At 70.7% G+C, this 16,816-nt stretch carries 14 protein-coding genes, 1 tRNA gene and 1 pseudogene; 7 read left to right on the plus strand and 9 right to left on the minus strand.

Annotated elements, in window-relative coordinates; translation table 11 throughout:
- Positions 1-2,413: pseudogene (locus P2P98_RS06210) on the minus strand (hypothetical protein); the annotation flags it as partial.
- A 149-nt stretch (positions 2,414-2,562) separates the two neighbouring features.
- Positions 2,563-2,636: transfer RNA gene (locus tag P2P98_RS06215), tRNA-Met, on the minus strand.
- Positions 2,637-2,719: 83 nt separating this feature from the next.
- Between P2P98_RS06215 and P2P98_RS06220 the strand changes: the two genes are divergently transcribed.
- From P2P98_RS06220 to P2P98_RS06230, 3 genes are all read left to right on the plus strand, one after another.
- Positions 2,720-3,217, plus strand: coding sequence for a DUF6328 family protein (locus P2P98_RS06220; protein ID WP_275798207.1), 498 nt, complete (start codon positions 2,720-2,722; stop codon positions 3,215-3,217).
- Positions 3,214-4,020, plus strand: coding sequence for a carbon-nitrogen hydrolase family protein (locus tag P2P98_RS06225; protein ID WP_275798209.1), 807 nt, complete (start codon positions 3,214-3,216; stop codon positions 4,018-4,020). Before P2P98_RS06220 ends, P2P98_RS06225 begins: the two co-directional genes overlap by 4 nt.
- A gap of 73 nt (positions 4,021-4,093) precedes the next feature.
- Positions 4,094-4,390 (plus strand): helix-turn-helix transcriptional regulator, encoded by a 297-nt coding sequence (locus P2P98_RS06230; protein ID WP_275798211.1) that lies wholly within the window; start codon positions 4,094-4,096, stop codon positions 4,388-4,390.
- Here P2P98_RS06230 and P2P98_RS06235 read toward each other — a convergent pair.
- The 3 genes from P2P98_RS06235 to P2P98_RS06245 form a co-directional block, all read right to left on the minus strand.
- Positions 4,387-4,716: a hypothetical protein gene (locus P2P98_RS06235; protein ID WP_058595220.1), complete on the minus strand. Its 330-nt coding sequence runs from the start codon at positions 4,714-4,716 to the stop codon at positions 4,387-4,389. The genes P2P98_RS06230 and P2P98_RS06235 overlap by 4 nt on opposite strands.
- 121 nt (positions 4,717-4,837) lie before the next feature.
- Positions 4,838-5,074: a hypothetical protein gene (locus tag P2P98_RS06240; protein WP_058612963.1), complete on the minus strand. Its 237-nt coding sequence runs from the start codon at positions 5,072-5,074 to the stop codon at positions 4,838-4,840.
- Between the two features lie 135 nt (positions 5,075-5,209).
- Positions 5,210-6,415: an aminotransferase class I/II-fold pyridoxal phosphate-dependent enzyme gene (locus tag P2P98_RS06245; RefSeq protein ID WP_275798215.1), complete on the minus strand. Its 1,206-nt coding sequence runs from the start codon at positions 6,413-6,415 to the stop codon at positions 5,210-5,212.
- A 172-nt stretch (positions 6,416-6,587) separates the two neighbouring features.
- Here P2P98_RS06245 and P2P98_RS06250 point away from each other — a divergent pair, with 172 nt between their 5' ends.
- From P2P98_RS06250 to P2P98_RS06260, 3 genes are read left to right on the plus strand one after another with little or no spacing between them, the layout of a single operon-like run.
- Positions 6,588-8,201, plus strand: coding sequence for a trypsin-like peptidase domain-containing protein (locus P2P98_RS06250; protein ID WP_275798217.1), 1,614 nt, complete (start codon positions 6,588-6,590; stop codon positions 8,199-8,201).
- Between the two features lie 52 nt (positions 8,202-8,253).
- Positions 8,254-9,531, plus strand: a complete 1,278-nt coding sequence (locus P2P98_RS06255; protein ID WP_275798218.1) for a CDP-glycerol glycerophosphotransferase family protein — start codon at positions 8,254-8,256, stop codon at positions 9,529-9,531.
- Positions 9,528-10,970, plus strand: a complete 1,443-nt coding sequence (locus tag P2P98_RS06260; RefSeq protein WP_275798220.1) for a CDP-glycerol glycerophosphotransferase family protein — start codon at positions 9,528-9,530, stop codon at positions 10,968-10,970. The genes P2P98_RS06255 and P2P98_RS06260 overlap by 4 nt, the downstream gene beginning before the upstream one ends.
- Here P2P98_RS06260 and P2P98_RS06265 read toward each other — a convergent pair.
- Positions 10,967-12,061: a glycosyltransferase family 2 protein gene (locus P2P98_RS06265; protein ID WP_275798222.1), complete on the minus strand. Its 1,095-nt coding sequence runs from the start codon at positions 12,059-12,061 to the stop codon at positions 10,967-10,969. The genes P2P98_RS06260 and P2P98_RS06265 overlap by 4 nt on opposite strands.
- A 43-nt stretch (positions 12,062-12,104) precedes the next feature.
- Here P2P98_RS06265 and P2P98_RS06270 point away from each other — a divergent pair, with 43 nt between their 5' ends.
- Entirely contained in the window at positions 12,105-13,352 is a 1,248-nt protein-coding gene (locus tag P2P98_RS06270; protein WP_275798224.1) for a hypothetical protein, read from the plus strand.
- 115 nt (positions 13,353-13,467) lie between these two features.
- Here the strand turns inward: P2P98_RS06270 and P2P98_RS06275 are convergent, their stop codons facing one another.
- The 3 genes from P2P98_RS06275 to P2P98_RS06285 all read right to left on the minus strand — a co-directional run bounded on the left by P2P98_RS06275 (position 13,468) and on the right by P2P98_RS06285 (position 16,571).
- Entirely contained in the window at positions 13,468-14,805 is a 1,338-nt protein-coding gene (locus P2P98_RS06275; RefSeq protein ID WP_275798226.1) for a phosphotransferase, read from the minus strand.
- Positions 14,806-14,876: 71 nt separating this feature from the next.
- Complete coding sequence (locus P2P98_RS06280; protein ID WP_275798228.1) at positions 14,877-15,830, minus strand: hypothetical protein; 954 nt, start codon at positions 15,828-15,830, stop codon at positions 14,877-14,879.
- A 48-nt stretch (positions 15,831-15,878) separates the two neighbouring features.
- On the minus strand, positions 15,879-16,571 hold the full coding sequence (locus P2P98_RS06285; protein WP_058612971.1) for an NTP transferase domain-containing protein: 693 nt from the start codon (positions 16,569-16,571) through the stop codon (positions 15,879-15,881).
- Positions 16,572-16,816: the final 245 nt, after the last annotated feature.

Here is a 16,816-nt window from a genome sequence, read left to right on the forward strand (position 1 = left end):
CGAGGACGAGCGCCGCCCCCAGCGCCATCAGCACGAGTGCGCCCCCGGCGAGAGTCGGGGCGAGCGAGGCGTCCGCGCCGGTCTGTGCGAGCCGACCGTCACCCGCGGGGACGGGAACCGGGGTCGGCGTGGCGGTGGCGCGGGGACTCGTCGTCGGGGTCGGTGTGGGCGTGGGCCCGGGCAGCGGGGGAGTGTCCACGGTGACGCTGACGGCCGGGCCGTTCTCAGCGGTCCCTCGTGCGGTCGCGGTGACGGTGAGCGCCGTACCGGCGGGCAGGTCGCGGAAGGTGGTGGCATCCACTCCCTCGGCGAGGTCGGCGGCGGCGAGGACGTCGCTCCCCGAGAGCACTTGCACGGTCGTTCCGGTCGAACCCTTGGCGTTGGTCCACGTCACCGCCAGCGACGTCGGCGACAGTGCGGTGGCCCGCAGGTCGGTCACGGCGCGCGCGGGGAGTGCCGTCAGCAGGGCGTGCGCGTCGATGAGGCCGGCGCCGAACAGCTGTTGGTCGGTGACCGACGACGACGTCGGGTTCTTCAGGGGACCGGCCGTCGCGAACGCGGTGCGAGCGATGTCGGCGGCGGAGTCCTGCGGCGCGTACTCGAGGGCGAGCGCGTGCACCGCGGCCGCGGTGGGTGCCGCCGCGGAGGTGCCGAAGAAGTACCAGTCGTTGTCCAGCGAGGGCACGCGCTGCGCGAAGAAACTGGTGCGGATGCCGTCGACCGACGCGATCTGCGGACCCATCACCCGCAGCGGCTCGGGGTAGGCGGGCGACACGACGGGCGTTCCGTCGACGAACCGGACCGGTTCGAAGAGCACGGTGGTGTCGCCGGCCGAGGTGAAGCGCTCCGGGACATCGGGCTCGAGGCTGAACGCCGCCGCCACACCGATACCGGAGCCGTCCGCCGGGTGTCCGACCGAGGTGAGACCGACAACGTCTCCGCCCTTCGAGCGGTCGTATTCGATCTCGGACAGGCCGGGGCTCCAGAACGACATCGAGAACGCCGGAGTGGAGGTCGAGCCCGTCGAGGTGTCGCGGAGGACGACGACGTCGAGATCGCCGGCCGAGACGACGTCCGTCGCCGTGGTGTAGACGGTCGGCGTGATGCCGTCGAGGTAGGACTCGCTGACGAGCTTCTCGTCGACGTAGAGCTGCGGAACCAGGGCCGTGGTCAGCCCGAACAACGGGTCGCCCCACTGCGCGACGAGACTCGGCACACCGTCCTCGGGGAAGGTCGCCGTGTCGGTGGCATCCTGACCGGCTGACGGGTCGAAGTCCAGGCAGTCGTAACTGGTCATCCCCTCCGGCGGGGTGACCCAGCTCGGGCAGTCCATGGGGCGGTAGGCGGGGGTCCGCCAGCCGTTGATCTGGAGTCCCGCGCTCTCGGTGCCCTTCGCGCCGATCTCGGAGCCGTTCCCGGCCGAGGTGTAGTACGCGACTCCGCGTGACTGAACCTGCGTGATCGCCGTCGAGATCCAGCCCTGCTGGTACAGAGGTTCTTCGCTCCAGCCGAGGTCATCGACGATGACGGTCGCCCCGGCGTCCGCGAGAGCCACGATGCCCTTCGCCATGTCCTGAGAGCTGCGCCAGCCGGTGTAGAAGACGATGCGGGCGCCCGGAGCGATGCCGTGGACGAGCTGGGCCATCGCCCGTCCCTCGTCGCCGCCGCCCTCGTCGGGCTCGATGTCGGAGAGGACCGTGACGGGTGTCTCGTACCCGCACGGGTTGCCCGGGCCGGGGAGCAGGCCCGCCTTCACATCTTCTTCGGGCGTCGTCTCCGCGTCCGGTGCGGCATCGTACGAGTCGGAGAGGATGCCGATGGTCACGCCCGTGCCGTCGACGCCGAAGTCCTTGCGCGCTTCGGCGGTGTGCAGGGGTGCGTCGGCCGTGCTCGGGAAGGCGCGACAGGACTTCTCAGCCGCCCCGCGCTGCTGCGCCGAGGGGATGTCGTCGACCGCCGGCGGGACGACGGGAATGGCGACCGGCTGCACCACGGGGTTCACCGCGCGGATGCCGTCGAGGCCGCGCAGGTCCGCCAGGGCGTCCGGGGCGACCCACGCCGTCGCCGACGACGTCAGCTCCTGCACGCTCACGATCTCGGCGAGCCGGCCGACCGCATCGAGCTGTGCGGTGTCGGGGCTGCGCGTGAACGTGATGGTCACGGAGAGGCGGCCCCGGTCGTCGAAGCGGAGTGAGCCGCGGCCCGAGCCGGGCGTGCCGACCGCCGAGGTGATGGCATCCGGAGAGTCGGCCCCGGCCTCGACGGCTTTCACGACCGCGTGGGTCAGTGTGAGGGCCGCCGGGATGTCGGTGGTGTCGGGCGTGCTCGGCTGGGCCGAGGCGGGCAGTGCGGCGGTGCTCAGCGAGCAGATCACGGCAGCGGTGATCGCCACCGCGCGGAATGCGCGATTCATCGTTGTTTGTCGTCCCCCAGTTTTCGGTCAGTGTAGGGGGCGAGATGCGGCGAGCGCGAGAAGAATCTTTCGGCCGATCAAGCCGGGGTTCTCGTGGACTTCGGAAAAGCAGAAGGCCCCGGATCGATCGATCCGGGGCCTTCATTTTGTTGCGGGGACAGGATTTGAACCTGCGACCTCTGGGTTATGAGCCCAGCGAGCTACCGAGCTGCTCCACCCCGCGGCACAAGAGAAAACATTACGCCGAGATGAACGACGGCGCAAATCCGGGCACACCGCCCGGGAGTGTCGCGAGAGAATGGCCCGGTGAGCAGCACCATCGACGATCGCGACGACGGACGCCCCGAGAGTCCCGCGCAGCGCGCCGACCGCAACTGGACCGACGTCCTGCAAGAGCTTCGCGTGCTGCAGACGGGCACGCAGATCCTCACCGGGTTCCTTCTCGCGCTCGCTTTCCAGCCGGCCTTCGGTGACCTCGACGCGGGCTGGCGTGCGTTCTACCTCGGCCTGGTTGCTCTCTCCGCGCTGAGCGCGGTCGTCGCTCTCGCCCCTGTGGCTCTGCACCGCGCCGTCTTCCGGCTGGGTATCAAGCCCTCGGTCGTGCGCTTCGGTCATCGCGCGCTGCGCGTCGCTCTGGTGCTCGTCTCGCTGCTGCTCACCGGCGTGGTCGGGTTCGTCTTCGGTGTCGTGGTCGGCGTGGGCGCCGCCGTCGCGGGTGCGGTCGTCCTCGCGGTGACGATCCTCGTACTGTGGGTGGTGGTGCCGGCGATCCTCCGTCACCGCGGGCGAAAGGATGACGAGTGACTGACCGCCGATTCGGACTCGCCGTCGCGCAGTTCGCCCCCAGTGCCTCCCGGGAGTCCAACCTTTCGGCGATCGAGGAGGCTGTCGGGGTGGCCGTCGCGCGCGGCGCGCAGCTGATCGTCTTCCCGGAGTACTCGAGCTACTTCGTCGACCCCTTCGACGACACCCTCGCGCAGAACGCCGAGGATCTCGACGGTCCCTTCACCGCCGCGCTCCAGTCGCTCGCCGCGCGACACGGCATCGTCGTCGTGGCGGGTCTCCTCGAGCGGGCCGACGACGGCCGGCGCGTGCGCAACACCGTCGTGGCGGTGGCGGGGGATGGCATCCGGTCCGTCTATCGCAAGCTGCACCTGTACGACGCGTTCGGTCAGCGCGAGTCGGACTGGGTCGCGCCGGGCGAGATCGCTCCGCCCGACACCTTCGAGGTCGACGGACTGCGATTCGGTCTGATGACCTGTTACGACCTGCGCTTCCCCGAGGTCGCGCGCACCCTCGCGGACGCCCAGGTCGATGTGGCCCTGGTGCCGGCCGAGTGGGTTCGTGGTCCTCTCAAGGAGGATCACTGGCGCACGCTCGTCCAGGCTCGCGCGATCGAGAACACCTTCTTCGTCGCGGGAGCGGATCATCCGCCACCGCTGGGTGTCGGGCATTCGATGATCGTCGACCCGCAGGGTGTCGTCCTCGCGGCGGTCGGCACGACGACCGACGTCGCCGTCGCTCACATCGATCCGGATGCCATCGCCCGCGTGCGCCGGGTGAATCCCGCGCTCGATCTGCGACGTTTCCGGGTGACTCCGCGCTGACGTTTCGTCTCGGCTGCGCACCGTTTTGCGCCGTTTCGATGCCCTCGGCCGTCCGATGACGCAAGCTGGAAGAATGACCGGTCTCGCGTTCGACTACCCCTGGATGACGTATATGGGCGAGCTCGGGGCGAATCTGCGCGCGGCGCGCCTCGCCACGGGGCTCACGCAGGAGGACGTCGCCGTGCGTGCGCGCATCTCGCTCTTCACGTACCAGAAGCTCGAGAAGGGCGAATCGAACCCCGGGACGCCCGCCAATCCCCGTCTGCAGACGCTGCTGGCGCTGTCGGCGGTGCTCGAGGTCTCGATTCAGGACCTCGTGCCCGACCTCGACCGGATCCGCGAGGGCGAGCCGGGGCCGAGCGACGTCTAGGGGAGGTCGTCCAACAGCGCGGTCACCGCGCGCATCAACCGCTTCGTCGTCTCGATGCTGAGCACCGTGGACTGCCGCGCGAACTGATCGGAACCGAACCACACCCACGTCTCGCCGCGGGTCTGCTCCAGTCCGATCGTGATCTCGGTGACGCCGATCGCGTGGATGTCGCCGTTCGGGTGAAGGCTGCGCTCGACGCCGGGGACGGTGATGCCTTCGCTGCGGTGCGAGACGTCGGCCGCCGCATGGTCTTCGTGCTCGCCCGCGCACCAGGAGGGGCACGGGGATGACGGTTTCAGCGCGCGTGGCGGGTCGGGCCAGCTCATGGGTGTCTTCCTCGTGACGATCGTGCAGGGACGTCCTCGACGATACGAGCCGGACGCGTCCCTCGAGCGAGGCGCGAGCCACCCGTTCCGGTGGTTGACGTCGAGAGAAGGCGCGGCCTGGTCAGGGGAGTTCGCTCGACGGCTGGATGCGCTGCACGTACCGGATCAGCGAGATGGGTCGGGCGGATCGCCACCCCGACCGGGTGAGTGCCATCGTGTACCCCTCCGCGCGCAACTGCATGGCCGTCTCCGGCGTGAGCAACGTCCGTCCCGGCACCTTCGTCCACCGCAACGCTGTCCCGTAGACGTGCGTGATGCGGGGCGGGCGGGATTCGAGCGGGTGGCGCGGGCGTGGCATGGAACTTCCCGGAGGGTGGGCGACGGGAGTCGCGGGCGCGATCGCCGGCTTGCGATCACTCGAACAATACCATGCATACATGGTATGTCGCCGGTGTGACGGCGAGTTCTCCGCCGTGTGTCACGCGTCGGCCGGTCAGGCTCCCGACAGGCCCGCCAGGCGTTCCGCTGCGTCGCTCAGCACCTCGACGCGTTTGCACGCGGCGAAGCGCACGAGGGTCGCGTAGCGATCCCGCCGAGCGGGGGAGACGAACGCGGTCAGAGGAATGCCGACCACCCCGGCACGGGCGGGCAGCTCACGGCAGAACGTTCCCGCGTCCGTGGCGCCGAGCGGGGCGGCATCCACGACCGTGAAGTACGAGCCTCCCGGAGACGAGACGTCGAAGCCGGCTGCTCGGAGCCCGGTGCCCAGCACCTTCGCCTTGGCGGCCATGGTCGCCGCGACGGAGGCGAAGAACGCGTCGGGCAGTCGCAGGCCGGCCGCGATCGCCGGTTGGAACGGCGAGCCGCCGACGTAGGTGAGGAACTGCTTGACGGCCAGCACCGCGGTGACCAGCTCGGCGGGACCCGTCACCCACCCGGTCTTCCATCCGGTGAGCGAGAACGTCTTGCCGGCGGAGGAGATCGACAGAGTCCGTTCGGCTGCGCCCGGCAGGGTGGCGATCGGAACGTGCGGTCCGTCGAACACGAGGTGCTCGTACACCTCGTCGGTCACGATGATCGCGTCGTGGAGGTGGGCGAGACGCACGACCTCGTCGAGCACCTCGCGAGAGAACACCGTGCCCGTCGGGTTGTGGGGGTCGTTGATGAGGATGACCCGCGTCCGGTCGTTGACGGCGGATGCCAGGTCGTCGAGGTCGGGCTGGAAGTCGGGCCAGCGCAGCGGGACGCCGACGAGCCGCGCTCCGGCCAACGCGACACTCGCGGCGTACGAGTCGTAGTAGGGCTCGAACACCACGACCTCGTCGTCGGGACCGTCGATGAGGGCGAGCAGAGTCGCCGCGAGCGCCTCGGTCGCCCCGACCGTCACCAGCACCTCACGCGCGGGATCGAGCTCGAGACCGTAGAAGCGCTTCTGGTGCTCGGCGATCGCGGTCAGCAGCTCGGGGAAACCGCGCCCCGGGGCGTACTGGTTGACCCCGTCGGCGATGGCGCGCCGCGCGGCTTCGAGGACGACCTCGGGGCCGTCCTCGTCGGGGAACCCCTGGCCGAGGTTGATCGCACCGGTCGAGGTCGCCAGGGCGGTCATCTCGGCGAAGATCGTGGGGACGGCTCGGCCGTCGGCGGAGAGGAGACCGGCTCCTCGGGCGGTGCGCTGCCAGGCGCCGGGGATGGTGTTCATCGGGGAAGTGCCTTCGAAGGGGTGCGTGGGCCGGAGGGCCGATAGGTTCTCACCGTAGGCCATCGGCCTTGCGGGGCGTTGGTGTGAGACCCATAGAGGCGGCTCACCCGCGTCATAGGCAGCGCACAGCATTCGGGGTCATCGTTGAAGCGCCTGGAAGAAGGAGCATCACATGAGCGACAACACGGACAACCGCCCCGAGGGTAACGACATCAGCTCGAACACTGACGCGACCGCGCAGAACGCCGTGCCCGCCTCGCCGAACACCGACCACACCGCGACCGGGAACGCGAGCGACGCCGCCGCCACCCCCGGCGCCGTTCCGCCCGTGCCGACGCGTTCGCCCGCCGCCGCCGCGGCCGCGTGGCCGCCGCCGGCGCACAACCCCGCCGCGGGGACGCACGCGTCCGGTTCCACCCACGACGGAGCCACCCGCCCGCAGGCCTACGCCGCCGCGCCGTCCGGCGCGACCGGCCCCACCGGCCACGCGTTCGGCCCGGCCGCGGGCGGTCACGACCCGCACGGACAGCACCCCACGCTGAACCTCGGCGGGACGCCGACCGCCACGCAGCCGCGCAAGAAGAGCTCGGCCCCCAAGGTCGCCGCTCTCCTCGTCGCCGCAGCCCTGGTCGGCGGCGGCGCGGGCCTCGGTGGCACGTACGCCGGTCTGTCGCTGTGGGGCGGGTCGAACTCGGCCGCCGTCGCGGGTCCGACGGCCGTCACGGTCAACAACCCCGAAGACGTCAACAACACCACCGCTGTCGCGGCCAAGGTCGTGCCGAGCGTCGTGACGATCCAAGCGATGGAGGGCCAGACCGGCGACACCGGCTCGGGCGTGATCCTGAGCAAGGACGGCTACATCCTCACCAACAACCACGTCGTGACCATCGGCGGCAAGTCCGCCAACCCGACGGTGTCGGTCACCACGTCGGACGGACGCGTCTTCTCCGCGAAGATCGTTGGCACCGACGCGACCTACGACCTCGCGGTGATCAAGGTCGACAACGCCTCGAACCTCACCCCGATCGAATGGGCGGACTCGTCGCAGCTCAACGTCGGCGACAACGTCTCGGCGGTCGGCGCTCCGCTCGACCTGCCCAACACGGTCACCACGGGAATCGTCAGCGCGCTGAACCGTTCGATCCTCGTCGCCTCGTCGGCCGCCCCCAAGGACGGCACCGAGTCGGAGGACGGCTCGGGCTCGGGCGGCAACCAGAACCCGTTCTACTTCGACTTCGGCGATGGACAGCAGAGCCAGCAGCAGGCGACCGACTCCATCAAGATCGCCGTCATCCAGACGGATGCCGCGATCAACCCCGGCAACTCCGGTGGCGCGCTCGTCGACGACGAAGGCAAGCTGATCGGCATCAACGTCGCCATCGCCAACGCCGGTGGATCGTCGTCCGGCGGTCAGTCCGGCAACATCGGCGTGGGCTTCGCGATCCCGTCGGACATCGCCAAGCGCATCTCGCAGGACATCATCGACAACGGCGCCGCCACGCACGGTCTGCTCGGCGCCAACGTCCAGGATGCCGGCAGCATGCAGGGCGCGACCACCACGGGCGCCTACGTCGCCGTCGCGGTCGAAGGCGGTGCCGCTCAGGCAGCGGGGCTGCAGAAGGGCGACATCGTGACGAAGTTCAACGGCGTCCCGATCACCAACTCCGCCGACCTGACCGCACAGGTCCGGGCGCTCGCCGCCGGGACCAAGGCTGAGATCACCTACGTCCGCAACGGGCAGGAGAAGACCGCCGAGGTCACCCTCGGACAGATGCCCACCAACTGACGCTCCGCCTGACGCTCCGGCGTCGGACGCCACCCCGCGATAGGCTCGCGGGGTGGCGTCTTTCTCGTTCGGGGCGGGAAACGCGCGAAAACTCCGCCGGATCCCGCTCTACCTCGCGGGTCGTCTCCTCACCGCTCTGGTCCCGCGATCGCGCGAGCGCTGGGTGTTCGGGTGCGCGGTCGGCGTGACCGACGGTGCTCTCGCCCTGTGGCGATTCGCCGCCGGGCGCGGAGAACGGGCGCTCTGGCTCGTCGCCGATGAGACTCAGGAGCGTGAGGCTGAACGCCTCGGCATCCCATTCGTGCGGAAAGACTCCGTCCGCGGTCTGTGGGCCACCGCGCGAGCGCGGGTGATCGTGGTGACCCACGGGTTCGGCGACGTCCAGCGCTACGCGGTGACAGGGGCGTTCATCGTGCAACTCTGGCACGGCATCCCGCTCAAGCGCATCGGCCTCGACTCTCCCGAGACCACACGCGCCGGGTCGACGCGCGCCGGGTCCACCGTGGCGCGTCGGGTGCTGGCGGTCCTGTACCGTCGAACGACCCGTCAGATCTCGATGCTCCCCGCCGCATCGCACCTCGTGCGCGGGCGACTCGAGACCGCTTTCGGCCTTCCCGACGCGCGCCTTCCCGTCACGGGCGAACCGCGCGTCGACGTCCTCTCCCAAGGCTCCGCTGATGAGCGTCGCCACGCCGCCCGCGCCGCTCTCGACGAGGCGTGCGGCCGCCCGCTCGGCGATACCCGGGTCGTCCTGTACGCACCCACGTGGCGCGACGGCGAGCCCGACCCCGCGGTGCCCGACGCGGAGGAGTGGGATGCCATCACCGCCGCTCTCGACCGTCTCGACGCCACACTGCTCATCCGCTCGCACCCGCTCGGTGCCGGCGACTACACGCCGCGCGTGTCGCACGACCGGGTCGGGGCACTCGGGAACGATCGGGTGGCCGACATCACCCCGCTGCTCCCCGGGATCGACCTCCTCGTCACCGACTACTCGTCGCTGGCGTTCGATGCCGCACTCGTTCCGCTGCCGGTGCTGTTCTTCGCGCCCGACCTCGAGGCGTACAGCGCGCGGCGCGGACTGTACGGGACCTACGCGAGCGTCGCCGGCGCCGACCCCGCGCGCACCTGGACGGACGTGCTCGCGTGGGTGGGTGGCATCCTGGACGATCCGACCGAGGCGCTCACAGCCTCCCGCCGTCGCAGCGAGACCGTGCACGCGCACCGGGACGGGCGGAACACCGAGCGCGTGTACCGCGAGATCCGCCGTCGCCTCGAGCGGGCGAAACCGACCGACGCCCGGTGGGGCGCGAGAAGGGCGCCGCGATGACCGACGCACGTTTCCTCGACGACGGGGGTGTTCCCGTGTTCGAGATCAGCGGCACGGGAGTCCGTCCGGCATCCGTCACGCTCATCGGACGACGCGCTCGCGTCTCGGCGCGGCTGTACGGACGAGGGCGCACCTGGCGCGCCGAGGTGCCTTTGCGTGCGGCGCGGTGGGGCGGACCCGAGCTGCCCTTGCCGACGGGGGAGTACCGGCTCTCGATCGAGGCGGGGGAGGCGACGGATGCCGCGCCTCCGGGTGAGGCGATCTCCCTCACGGTCCTCCCGGGCCTGCGTGCCGCGTGGACGGGGGCGACTCTGCGCGTGGGGCCGCCGGTCGATACCGCTGAAGCGCAGGCCGCGCTCGAGAAGGAGTACGCCCGGCGGCGCGAACCGCTCGAGAACGCCGTCTTCTTCGAGAGCTTCTACGGACGCAACGCGAGCTGCAACCCGCTCGCGATCGATCGGGAGCTCGCGCGCGTCGCTCCCGGGGTGACGCGGTACTGGAGTGTGGTCGATCTCTCGGTGCAGGTCCCGCCGGGGGCTGTCGCGGTCGTCGAGGGGAGCGCCGAGTGGTGGCGCGCCCGCGGCGCCGCGCGACTGCTCGTCGTCAACGACTGGCTGCGGAGGCGCTTCGTCCGCCGCCGCGGGCAGGTGGTGCTGCAGACCTGGCACGGCACGCCCCTCAAGCGCTTGGCGCTGCACCGCCCGGGCTTCGATCCTCGGCGCGCGGCCGCCGTGGTGCGCGAGGCGCTGCGCTGGAACGTCCTGCTCGCGCAGAGCCCCTACGCGGCGCGCGTCCTCACCAAGGCCTATGCCTTCCTGCGCCGCCCGGTGTGGATCGAGGGGTACCCGCGGAACGATGTCCTCCGCACGGACGACGGAGAGCGTACCCGTCAAGCCCTCGGCATCGGCGCGGGCGAGCGGGTGCTCCTGTACGCGCCGACGTGGCGCGACGACCGGGAGGCCATCGTCGACTTCGTCGACCCGACCGCCCTGGCCCGGGCGACGGACTCCGTCGTGCTGGTTCGCGGGCATTCCCGCACGCTCCTCCCCGGGGAGGACGCGCGCGGCCCGCGCGTGATCGACGTCACGGGATACCCGGACACGGCGCGACTCCTCGCTGTCGCCGATGCGCTCATCACCGACTACTCGTCGGTCATGTTCGACTTCAGCATCACGGGCAAGCCGATGTACTTCCTCGTGCCCGACCTCGAGCACTACCGCGGAGCGCTCCGCGGCTTCTACTTCGACCTGGTGGACGCGGCTCCCGGTCCCGTCGTCCGGACGCAGGACGAACTCGCCCGTGCGATCGACGAGGTCGATCCGTCGATCTTCGCCGAGCGTTACGCCCGGTGGCAGCGCATCTTCAACGCCCGCGACGACGGCCGCGCGAGCGAGCGCGTCGTGGCGCGCATTCTCGATCAGGGGTTCGTCGACCGCTAGGGCAGCGGCGTGTTGCGCCCCTCGAGCCGAGAGGTGTCGACGGTGTCGTGCGCGCCCCGCGCGACTCCCCACAGGAAGCCCGATCCCCACGAGAGATGCATCGAAGGCAGGACCGCTGCCGTCCACGCGCGGTCGCGCCAGCCGCGACCACCGCCGCGCCCGAGCGAGACCACGGCGACCAGCAGCGCATACGCCGCGACGGGAAGGTGGAGGACGGATGCCACGGCCGAGCGGCGGCGGCGCGTACGACGAGCCGTCTGCCACAGACCGGCGGTGGTCGAGAGCACGACGGCCACGACGAGAGCGGGAGGGGCGAAGAATCGCAGCGAGTTGCGCCGGCCGTATCGTCGGACGAGTTCGCCGCGCCACGCTCCGGTCGCACGGAACTGCCGCACGAGCCGTGTCCAGCTCTCGCGAGGCCAGTAGACGACCGAGAGGGCGGGGTCGAACCACACCCGATAGCCCGCGCGCCGCAGCCGGAGGTTGAGCTCCCAGTCCTCCCCGCGGCGGATCGACGGATCGAAGCCGCCCACCTCATCGAGCGCGGCGCGGCGCATGACGCCGAGGTAGGCCGATTCGGCCGGACCCTCGACCGCACCGCCGTGGTACGCACCGCCGCCCAGTCCGGCTCGCGAGTTGTACGCGCGAGCGACCGCGCGTTGGAAGGGAGAGCGACCGTCCGCGCGCATCACACCGCCGACGTTCGCCGCCCGTGTGCGGGCGAGGGTCGCCAGGGCGCGGCGGGTGTACCCCGGAGAGAGCTCGGAGTGAGCATCGACGCGCACCACGGTCGGGTAGCGACTGGCGGCAAGAGCGAGGTTGAGGCCGACCGGGATATCGGCATCCGGGTTGTCGACGAGCACGATGCGCGGGTCGCCGTCCGCCAGCTCACGGGCGATCGAGGTGGTGCCGTCGGTCGACGGGCCGAGGGCGAGGACAATCTCCACGGGTCTGGGAACGTCCTGCGCGAGGGCGGATGCGACGGCGTGCCGCAGGTACCGCTCCTCGTTGAGGACGGGCATGACAAAGCTCACGCCGGCGTCGTCGGGGGGAACGGGCGCGTCTCTACCGCCGGGGGTCGGGAGGGGCATCCCTCGATCCTTTCACGGTGCACCTGGCCGCTACCCTGGAACGATGCCCCTCGTCCGCGACGCCCGACTCGCCGTCGGCCTGCTGCGCAAGGCGGTCGCGACCCGGGGTGCCCGACGCGACCTGCACCGCGCGCTGGCCGCGCGGGGCCCCCTCCCCGAGAACGCGTTCCGCATCGCGGTGTACTTCGCCGACGGCGCGGTCAACATGTACCAGATGCGCCAGTGGTACGCGCCGCTGCGCGAGCTGGCGCGCACCTGGCCGGTCGTCGTGATCAGCCGGACGATCCGCGGTTCCGACGCGTTGCTGAAAGACGGCGAGCTCCCGGTCGCGTTCGCGCCGACCGTGCGCGACGTCGAGCGAGTGCTCGCCGAGCAGGACATCCGGCTCGTGTTCTATGTCAATCAGAACACCCGGAACTTCCAGATGTTCCGCTACGGGCGCCGCTGGCACGTGTTCATCAACCACGGCGAGTCCGACAAGATGTACATGACGACGAACCAGTTCAAGGCGTACGACTACGCCTTCGTCGCCGGAGATGCCGCCCGCGCTCGCCTCTCACGCGCCCTGTGGGACTACGACCTCGACCGCCGGACGTTCTCGATCGGACGCCCCCAGGCCGACCACGCGATCGGAGAGGCGCCGTTCGCGGAAGATGAGCGCACCGTCGTGCTCTACGCCCCGACGTGGGAGGGCGATCGCCCCTCGGCACACTACGGCTCGGTCCGCACGCACGGTGAGGCCCTGGTCGCCGCCCTGCTCGCCACGGGCCGCCACCGCGTCGTCTACCGCCCGCACCCGCGCTCGGGAGTCGTCGATCCCGAATACGGCGCCGCGAACGCACGCATCATCGCGGCCCTGGCCGCCGCGAACCGGGCCGATCCGTCGGCGCAGCACGTCTACGACACCTCGCCCGCGCTCGGGTGGCAGCTGCGGTCGGCCGACCTCGCCGTGCTCGACATCTCCGCGATGGTCTATGACCGACTCGCCTTCGCCGCCCCGTTGCTCATCACGCGGCCGAGCGATCCCGAGGCCGAGGTCGATGAGGCGGGCTACCTCTCGGCGTGCGAGTGGTTGGATGCCGCCTCCTCGGGCGACATCGTCGCAGAGACGGATCGCGTGCTCCGTGACCCCGAGGCTGTCGCTCGCCTGCGGCACTGGGTGCAGCACTACTTCGGCGACACCACGCCGGGCGCGTCCACAGCGCGCTTCCACGCCGCTGTCGCAGAGCTCATGCGCCGCTGGGACACCTGGCACGCGCGCGAGGGCGATCGGGCGTCGCGGCATTCATAAACGCCATCCGCGCACAGAAACACGTGGAGAGCGCGTTTACGTGAGCAAACAGCGTTTATGGGCCCGGCCCGGCGCACGCGCCCGACAGGCGCCGCCCGCCGCCGCCCCCCTGCGGCTAGCCGGCGTGGGTGAGGCGCCCGATCGCCGCGAGGGGGATGCCCAGCCAGTCCGGACGATTGCGCGTCTCGTAGATCGCTTCGTAGACGGCCTTGTCGAGCTCGAACGCGGCGAGGAGATCGCCACCGCCGGCTATCTCGCCGCCGGCCGCGGCCGCGTAGCCCTCGAGGAACGACTGCTGTGCCGCGATGACCCACGCGCGGACGGCCGCTCCGTCGTCGTCGGCGATCGCTCCCGAGACGTAGTCGAACGAGCGCAGCATCCCCGCGACGTCACGTACGGCGAGGTCGGGGAGGAGACGTTCCGCCATCGGACGCAACGGTTCGCCCTCGAAGTCGAGCAGCACCCACCCGTTGCTCGGCGTGTGCAGCACCTGCCCCAGGTGCAGATCGCCGTGGACGCGCTGAAGCGCGGGCCACGGCGCCGCCGCCGCGCGGGCGTAGACGGCACGGATGCGATCCACCAGCGGTGCGAGCGCGGGCACCTCGCTCACCGCGATCGCGAGTCGACGCTCCCACGCACCGGTGACGGCGGCACGGTCAGCGGCATCGGGCTCGCGCGTGGGGAACGCGGCGGCGAGCGCGACGTGCATCCCCGCCACGGCCTCGCCGAGGGCGCGCGCCGGTTCTCGGAAGTCCTCGTCGGCGCCCGCGGCGTTCAGCGCGACCCGCCAGGCGTCCTCGACACCGTCGAAGAACTGCTGCGCGAAGGCGAGGGAGCCGGTCACCGTCTCGCCCGTCGAGGCCGTCCACGTTCCCCGCAGCTCGCCGATCGCGGCCGGGACGAACGTCGCTCCACCGGCGGCGAGGGCGGAGGGGAGCTCCACATCGGGATTGCGCCCGCCGTTGACCTGGCGGAAGAGCTTGCAGATGACCGGGAGGCCGTCCTCGTCGGGGCGGAAGATGATCGACGTGTTGGACTGCTCACCGCTCAGCACCCGCGCCGTCGCCCGTGAGGCGGGTGTGCTGAGGTGCGGAGACCACAGCGCGAGGGCCTCCAGACCGGTCTCGGTCGACACGTCGATGCCGCCGACCGTGACAGCTCGGTAGAGCAGATCGGTGAACGCCTCGTCGGTGGTGGCATCCGCCCACACGCCGCCGTCGATCTCGGCACCGATCAGGCTCCCGGGCGGGACGGTGCCGGCCGGCCGCTTCACGACCGGTACCTGGTACACGATCGCGGGAACGGCGGCGTCGTCGCGCACGAGGAGCAGCCGCATGTCCGGTTCGACAAGCGGCCACGACGCGACGAGGGAGAGCCGGGGGTCGCGGCCCTTGGTTCCGTACCAGCGCTGCCGCGGCATCCATACCGCGAGGAGATCGAGGAGGTCGCCCATGCGGCGAGAGTAGCCCGCCGACGTGATCGTCGCGCGGGTCTTGCGTCCCGGGTCGGCGAGATGAGAAGGGCTCAGGATGCCGCGTTCTCGGGCGAGGAGTCTCCGGTGCTCGATTCCACGCCCTCGGCGTCTCTCTTCCGTCGCGGGAGCGCCTTGCGCGCGATCGCGCCCGTCCGGCGGCCGGCGCCGCCGACGGCACCCGCGAGGACGTCGCCGACGCGCGCCACTCCGTTCGCGGCGGTCCTCTCGAGCCGCTCGGCGCCGGGCCGTGGCTCGAGGTCGGCCGGGAGTGTCGGCGGCGGGGGACCGAACGCGCGCCGCGCGTTCGCGAGGACGCGTCGTCCGAGAATGTGGTTGCCGGCGCCGCCGACGACGGCTCCGATGCCGAACGGGAGCGCCTTGCCCAGCCACGACGCCCCTCCGCGCGCCGCGAACTGGCGGGCGAACGAGGTCTTCAGCCGATCGACCAGGGGGCCGACCGCAGCGCGGGGGAGCGTCTTGGTGACGAGATCGCCCCAGTACGTCGAGCGACTTGCGCCTCGGCCCGCGGCCTGCGCGGCCAACTGGGCCACCAGGTCGGTGCCTTCTTTGCCCAGCATCAGCGTCAGTACGAGGGCTCGGGCACGATCCGGGTCATCGACCGCGACACCGTGCACTTCGGCGACCGACTGGGCATAGAGCGCCGTCGCCTCGAGGAAGCCGAGGGTCTCGACTCCGCTGAGCGCGAGGGTGATCCCGGTCGTGATCCCGGGCACGACGGCGGTCGCGCCGACCGCCGCGCCGCCGGTGGTCACGGCCGCGAGGTAGCGACGTTCGAGGATTCCGAGGATCTCCTGCGTGTCGGCATCCCGGTGCCGGAGTCGGATGCTGCGCAGGTGAGCGAGCACGACGGGACGCTGCACCGCGAGGGCACGGTCGAGCAGGCGAATCGCCGCGGGATGTTCTTCGGAACCCACGGGCGGGAGCCCGCCCTTCCACGGGGCGTCCTCGGGGAGGGAGTGGATGCGATGCACCTTCTCAGCCATGACGTCATCTTCTCCCGAGACCGTCCGCGGTCGCGGCGACTTGACGGATCAGACGAAGAGGTTCGCGCGCTCGAGGTCTTCGGCGAAGTCGACCTCGACCGCGTAGAGGTCGGAGATGTCGAGCGGCTCGACCCGCAGACCGTCGTGGACGATGCCGAGCTCGATGCCGCGCTCGAAGTAGTCCTGGTCGTTCACGCGCTGCAACTGGCGCATGAGCGCCTTCTTGTCGCGAGACGACACGTAGTTGATGCCGACGGCTTCACCGACGCCGCCGACGACGGTCTTCGACAGGTTCTTCACGAAGCCCTCGGCGTCGACCGTGTACTTCACCTCTTCGTCGCCCACGCTCGCGGTGTCGACCGTGACGAACGACCGGTCCGCCTCGATCAGCTCGGTCGCGCGACCCAGCACGCGCGGGTCGAAGACGACGTCGCCGTTCATCCACAGCACGCCGGAGCGCCCCGTCTTGGCGAGCGCACGGAGGAGGCTCTTCGAGGTGTTCGTCTGGTCGTAGCGGTCGTTGTAGACGTAGTCGACGTCGGGGAAGGCGTCGACGATCGTCTCGGCGCGATAGCCGACCACCGTGGTGATGCGAGCGTGGTGGCCGAACGCGGCACGGATGTTGTCGTGCTGCTGCTGCATGATGCTGCGGCCGTCCGCGAGCGGGGTGAGGGGCTTCGGTAGGCTGCGGCCGAGGCGCGAGCCCATGCCCGCGGCGAGAATCACGATCTGAACAGTCAAGGCTGGCTCCTGGGGGGATGAGTCGTCATGTCCGGTTCACCGGAATGTCACGCCTTCGTGTGCTGATGATGCTAGCGAAGACCCCGCCCGGGGTGGCATGATTCGCCCCACTCGTTGTGGTTTCGTGATCGGTTACACCGTCTTGCGTCCCGCTGCCTCGCGTACAGCGGTGTCGGAGGGGCTTGCTAGTTTGGAGTGATGACAGCGTCGCTGCCGCAGCCCCAAGACTCGTCCGCCCCTCGGTC

The sequence above is a fragment of the Microbacterium sp. Kw_RZR3 genome, assembly GCF_029222405.1.
Classification (GTDB): Bacteria; Actinomycetota; Actinomycetes; order Actinomycetales; family Microbacteriaceae; genus Microbacterium.

Excerpts from the sequence above, each read along its gene's own strand:
- P2P98_RS06260 (WP_275798220.1), top strand. The coding sequence starts at position 9,528 with ATGACCGACGCACGTTTCCTCGACGACGGGGGTGTTCCCGTGTTCGAG.
- P2P98_RS06230 (WP_275798211.1), top strand. The coding sequence starts at position 4,094 with ATGACCGGTCTCGCGTTCGACTACCCCTGGATGACGTATATGGGCGAG.
- P2P98_RS06235 (WP_058595220.1), bottom strand. The coding sequence starts at position 4,716 with ATGAGCTGGCCCGACCCGCCACGCGCGCTGAAACCGTCATCCCCGTGC.
- P2P98_RS06245 (WP_275798215.1), bottom strand. The coding sequence starts at position 6,415 with ATGAACACCATCCCCGGCGCCTGGCAGCGCACCGCCCGAGGAGCCGGT.
- P2P98_RS06240 (WP_058612963.1), bottom strand. The coding sequence starts at position 5,074 with ATGCCACGCCCGCGCCACCCGCTCGAATCCCGCCCGCCCCGCATCACG.
- P2P98_RS06280 (WP_275798228.1), bottom strand. The coding sequence starts at position 15,830 with ATGGCTGAGAAGGTGCATCGCATCCACTCCCTCCCCGAGGACGCCCCG.
- P2P98_RS06275 (WP_275798226.1), bottom strand. The coding sequence starts at position 14,805 with ATGGGCGACCTCCTCGATCTCCTCGCGGTATGGATGCCGCGGCAGCGC.
- P2P98_RS06250 (WP_275798217.1), top strand. The coding sequence starts at position 6,588 with ATGAGCGACAACACGGACAACCGCCCCGAGGGTAACGACATCAGCTCG.
- P2P98_RS06270 (WP_275798224.1), top strand. The coding sequence starts at position 12,105 with ATGCCCCTCGTCCGCGACGCCCGACTCGCCGTCGGCCTGCTGCGCAAG.
- P2P98_RS06265 (WP_275798222.1), bottom strand. The coding sequence starts at position 12,061 with ATGCCCCTCCCGACCCCCGGCGGTAGAGACGCGCCCGTTCCCCCCGAC.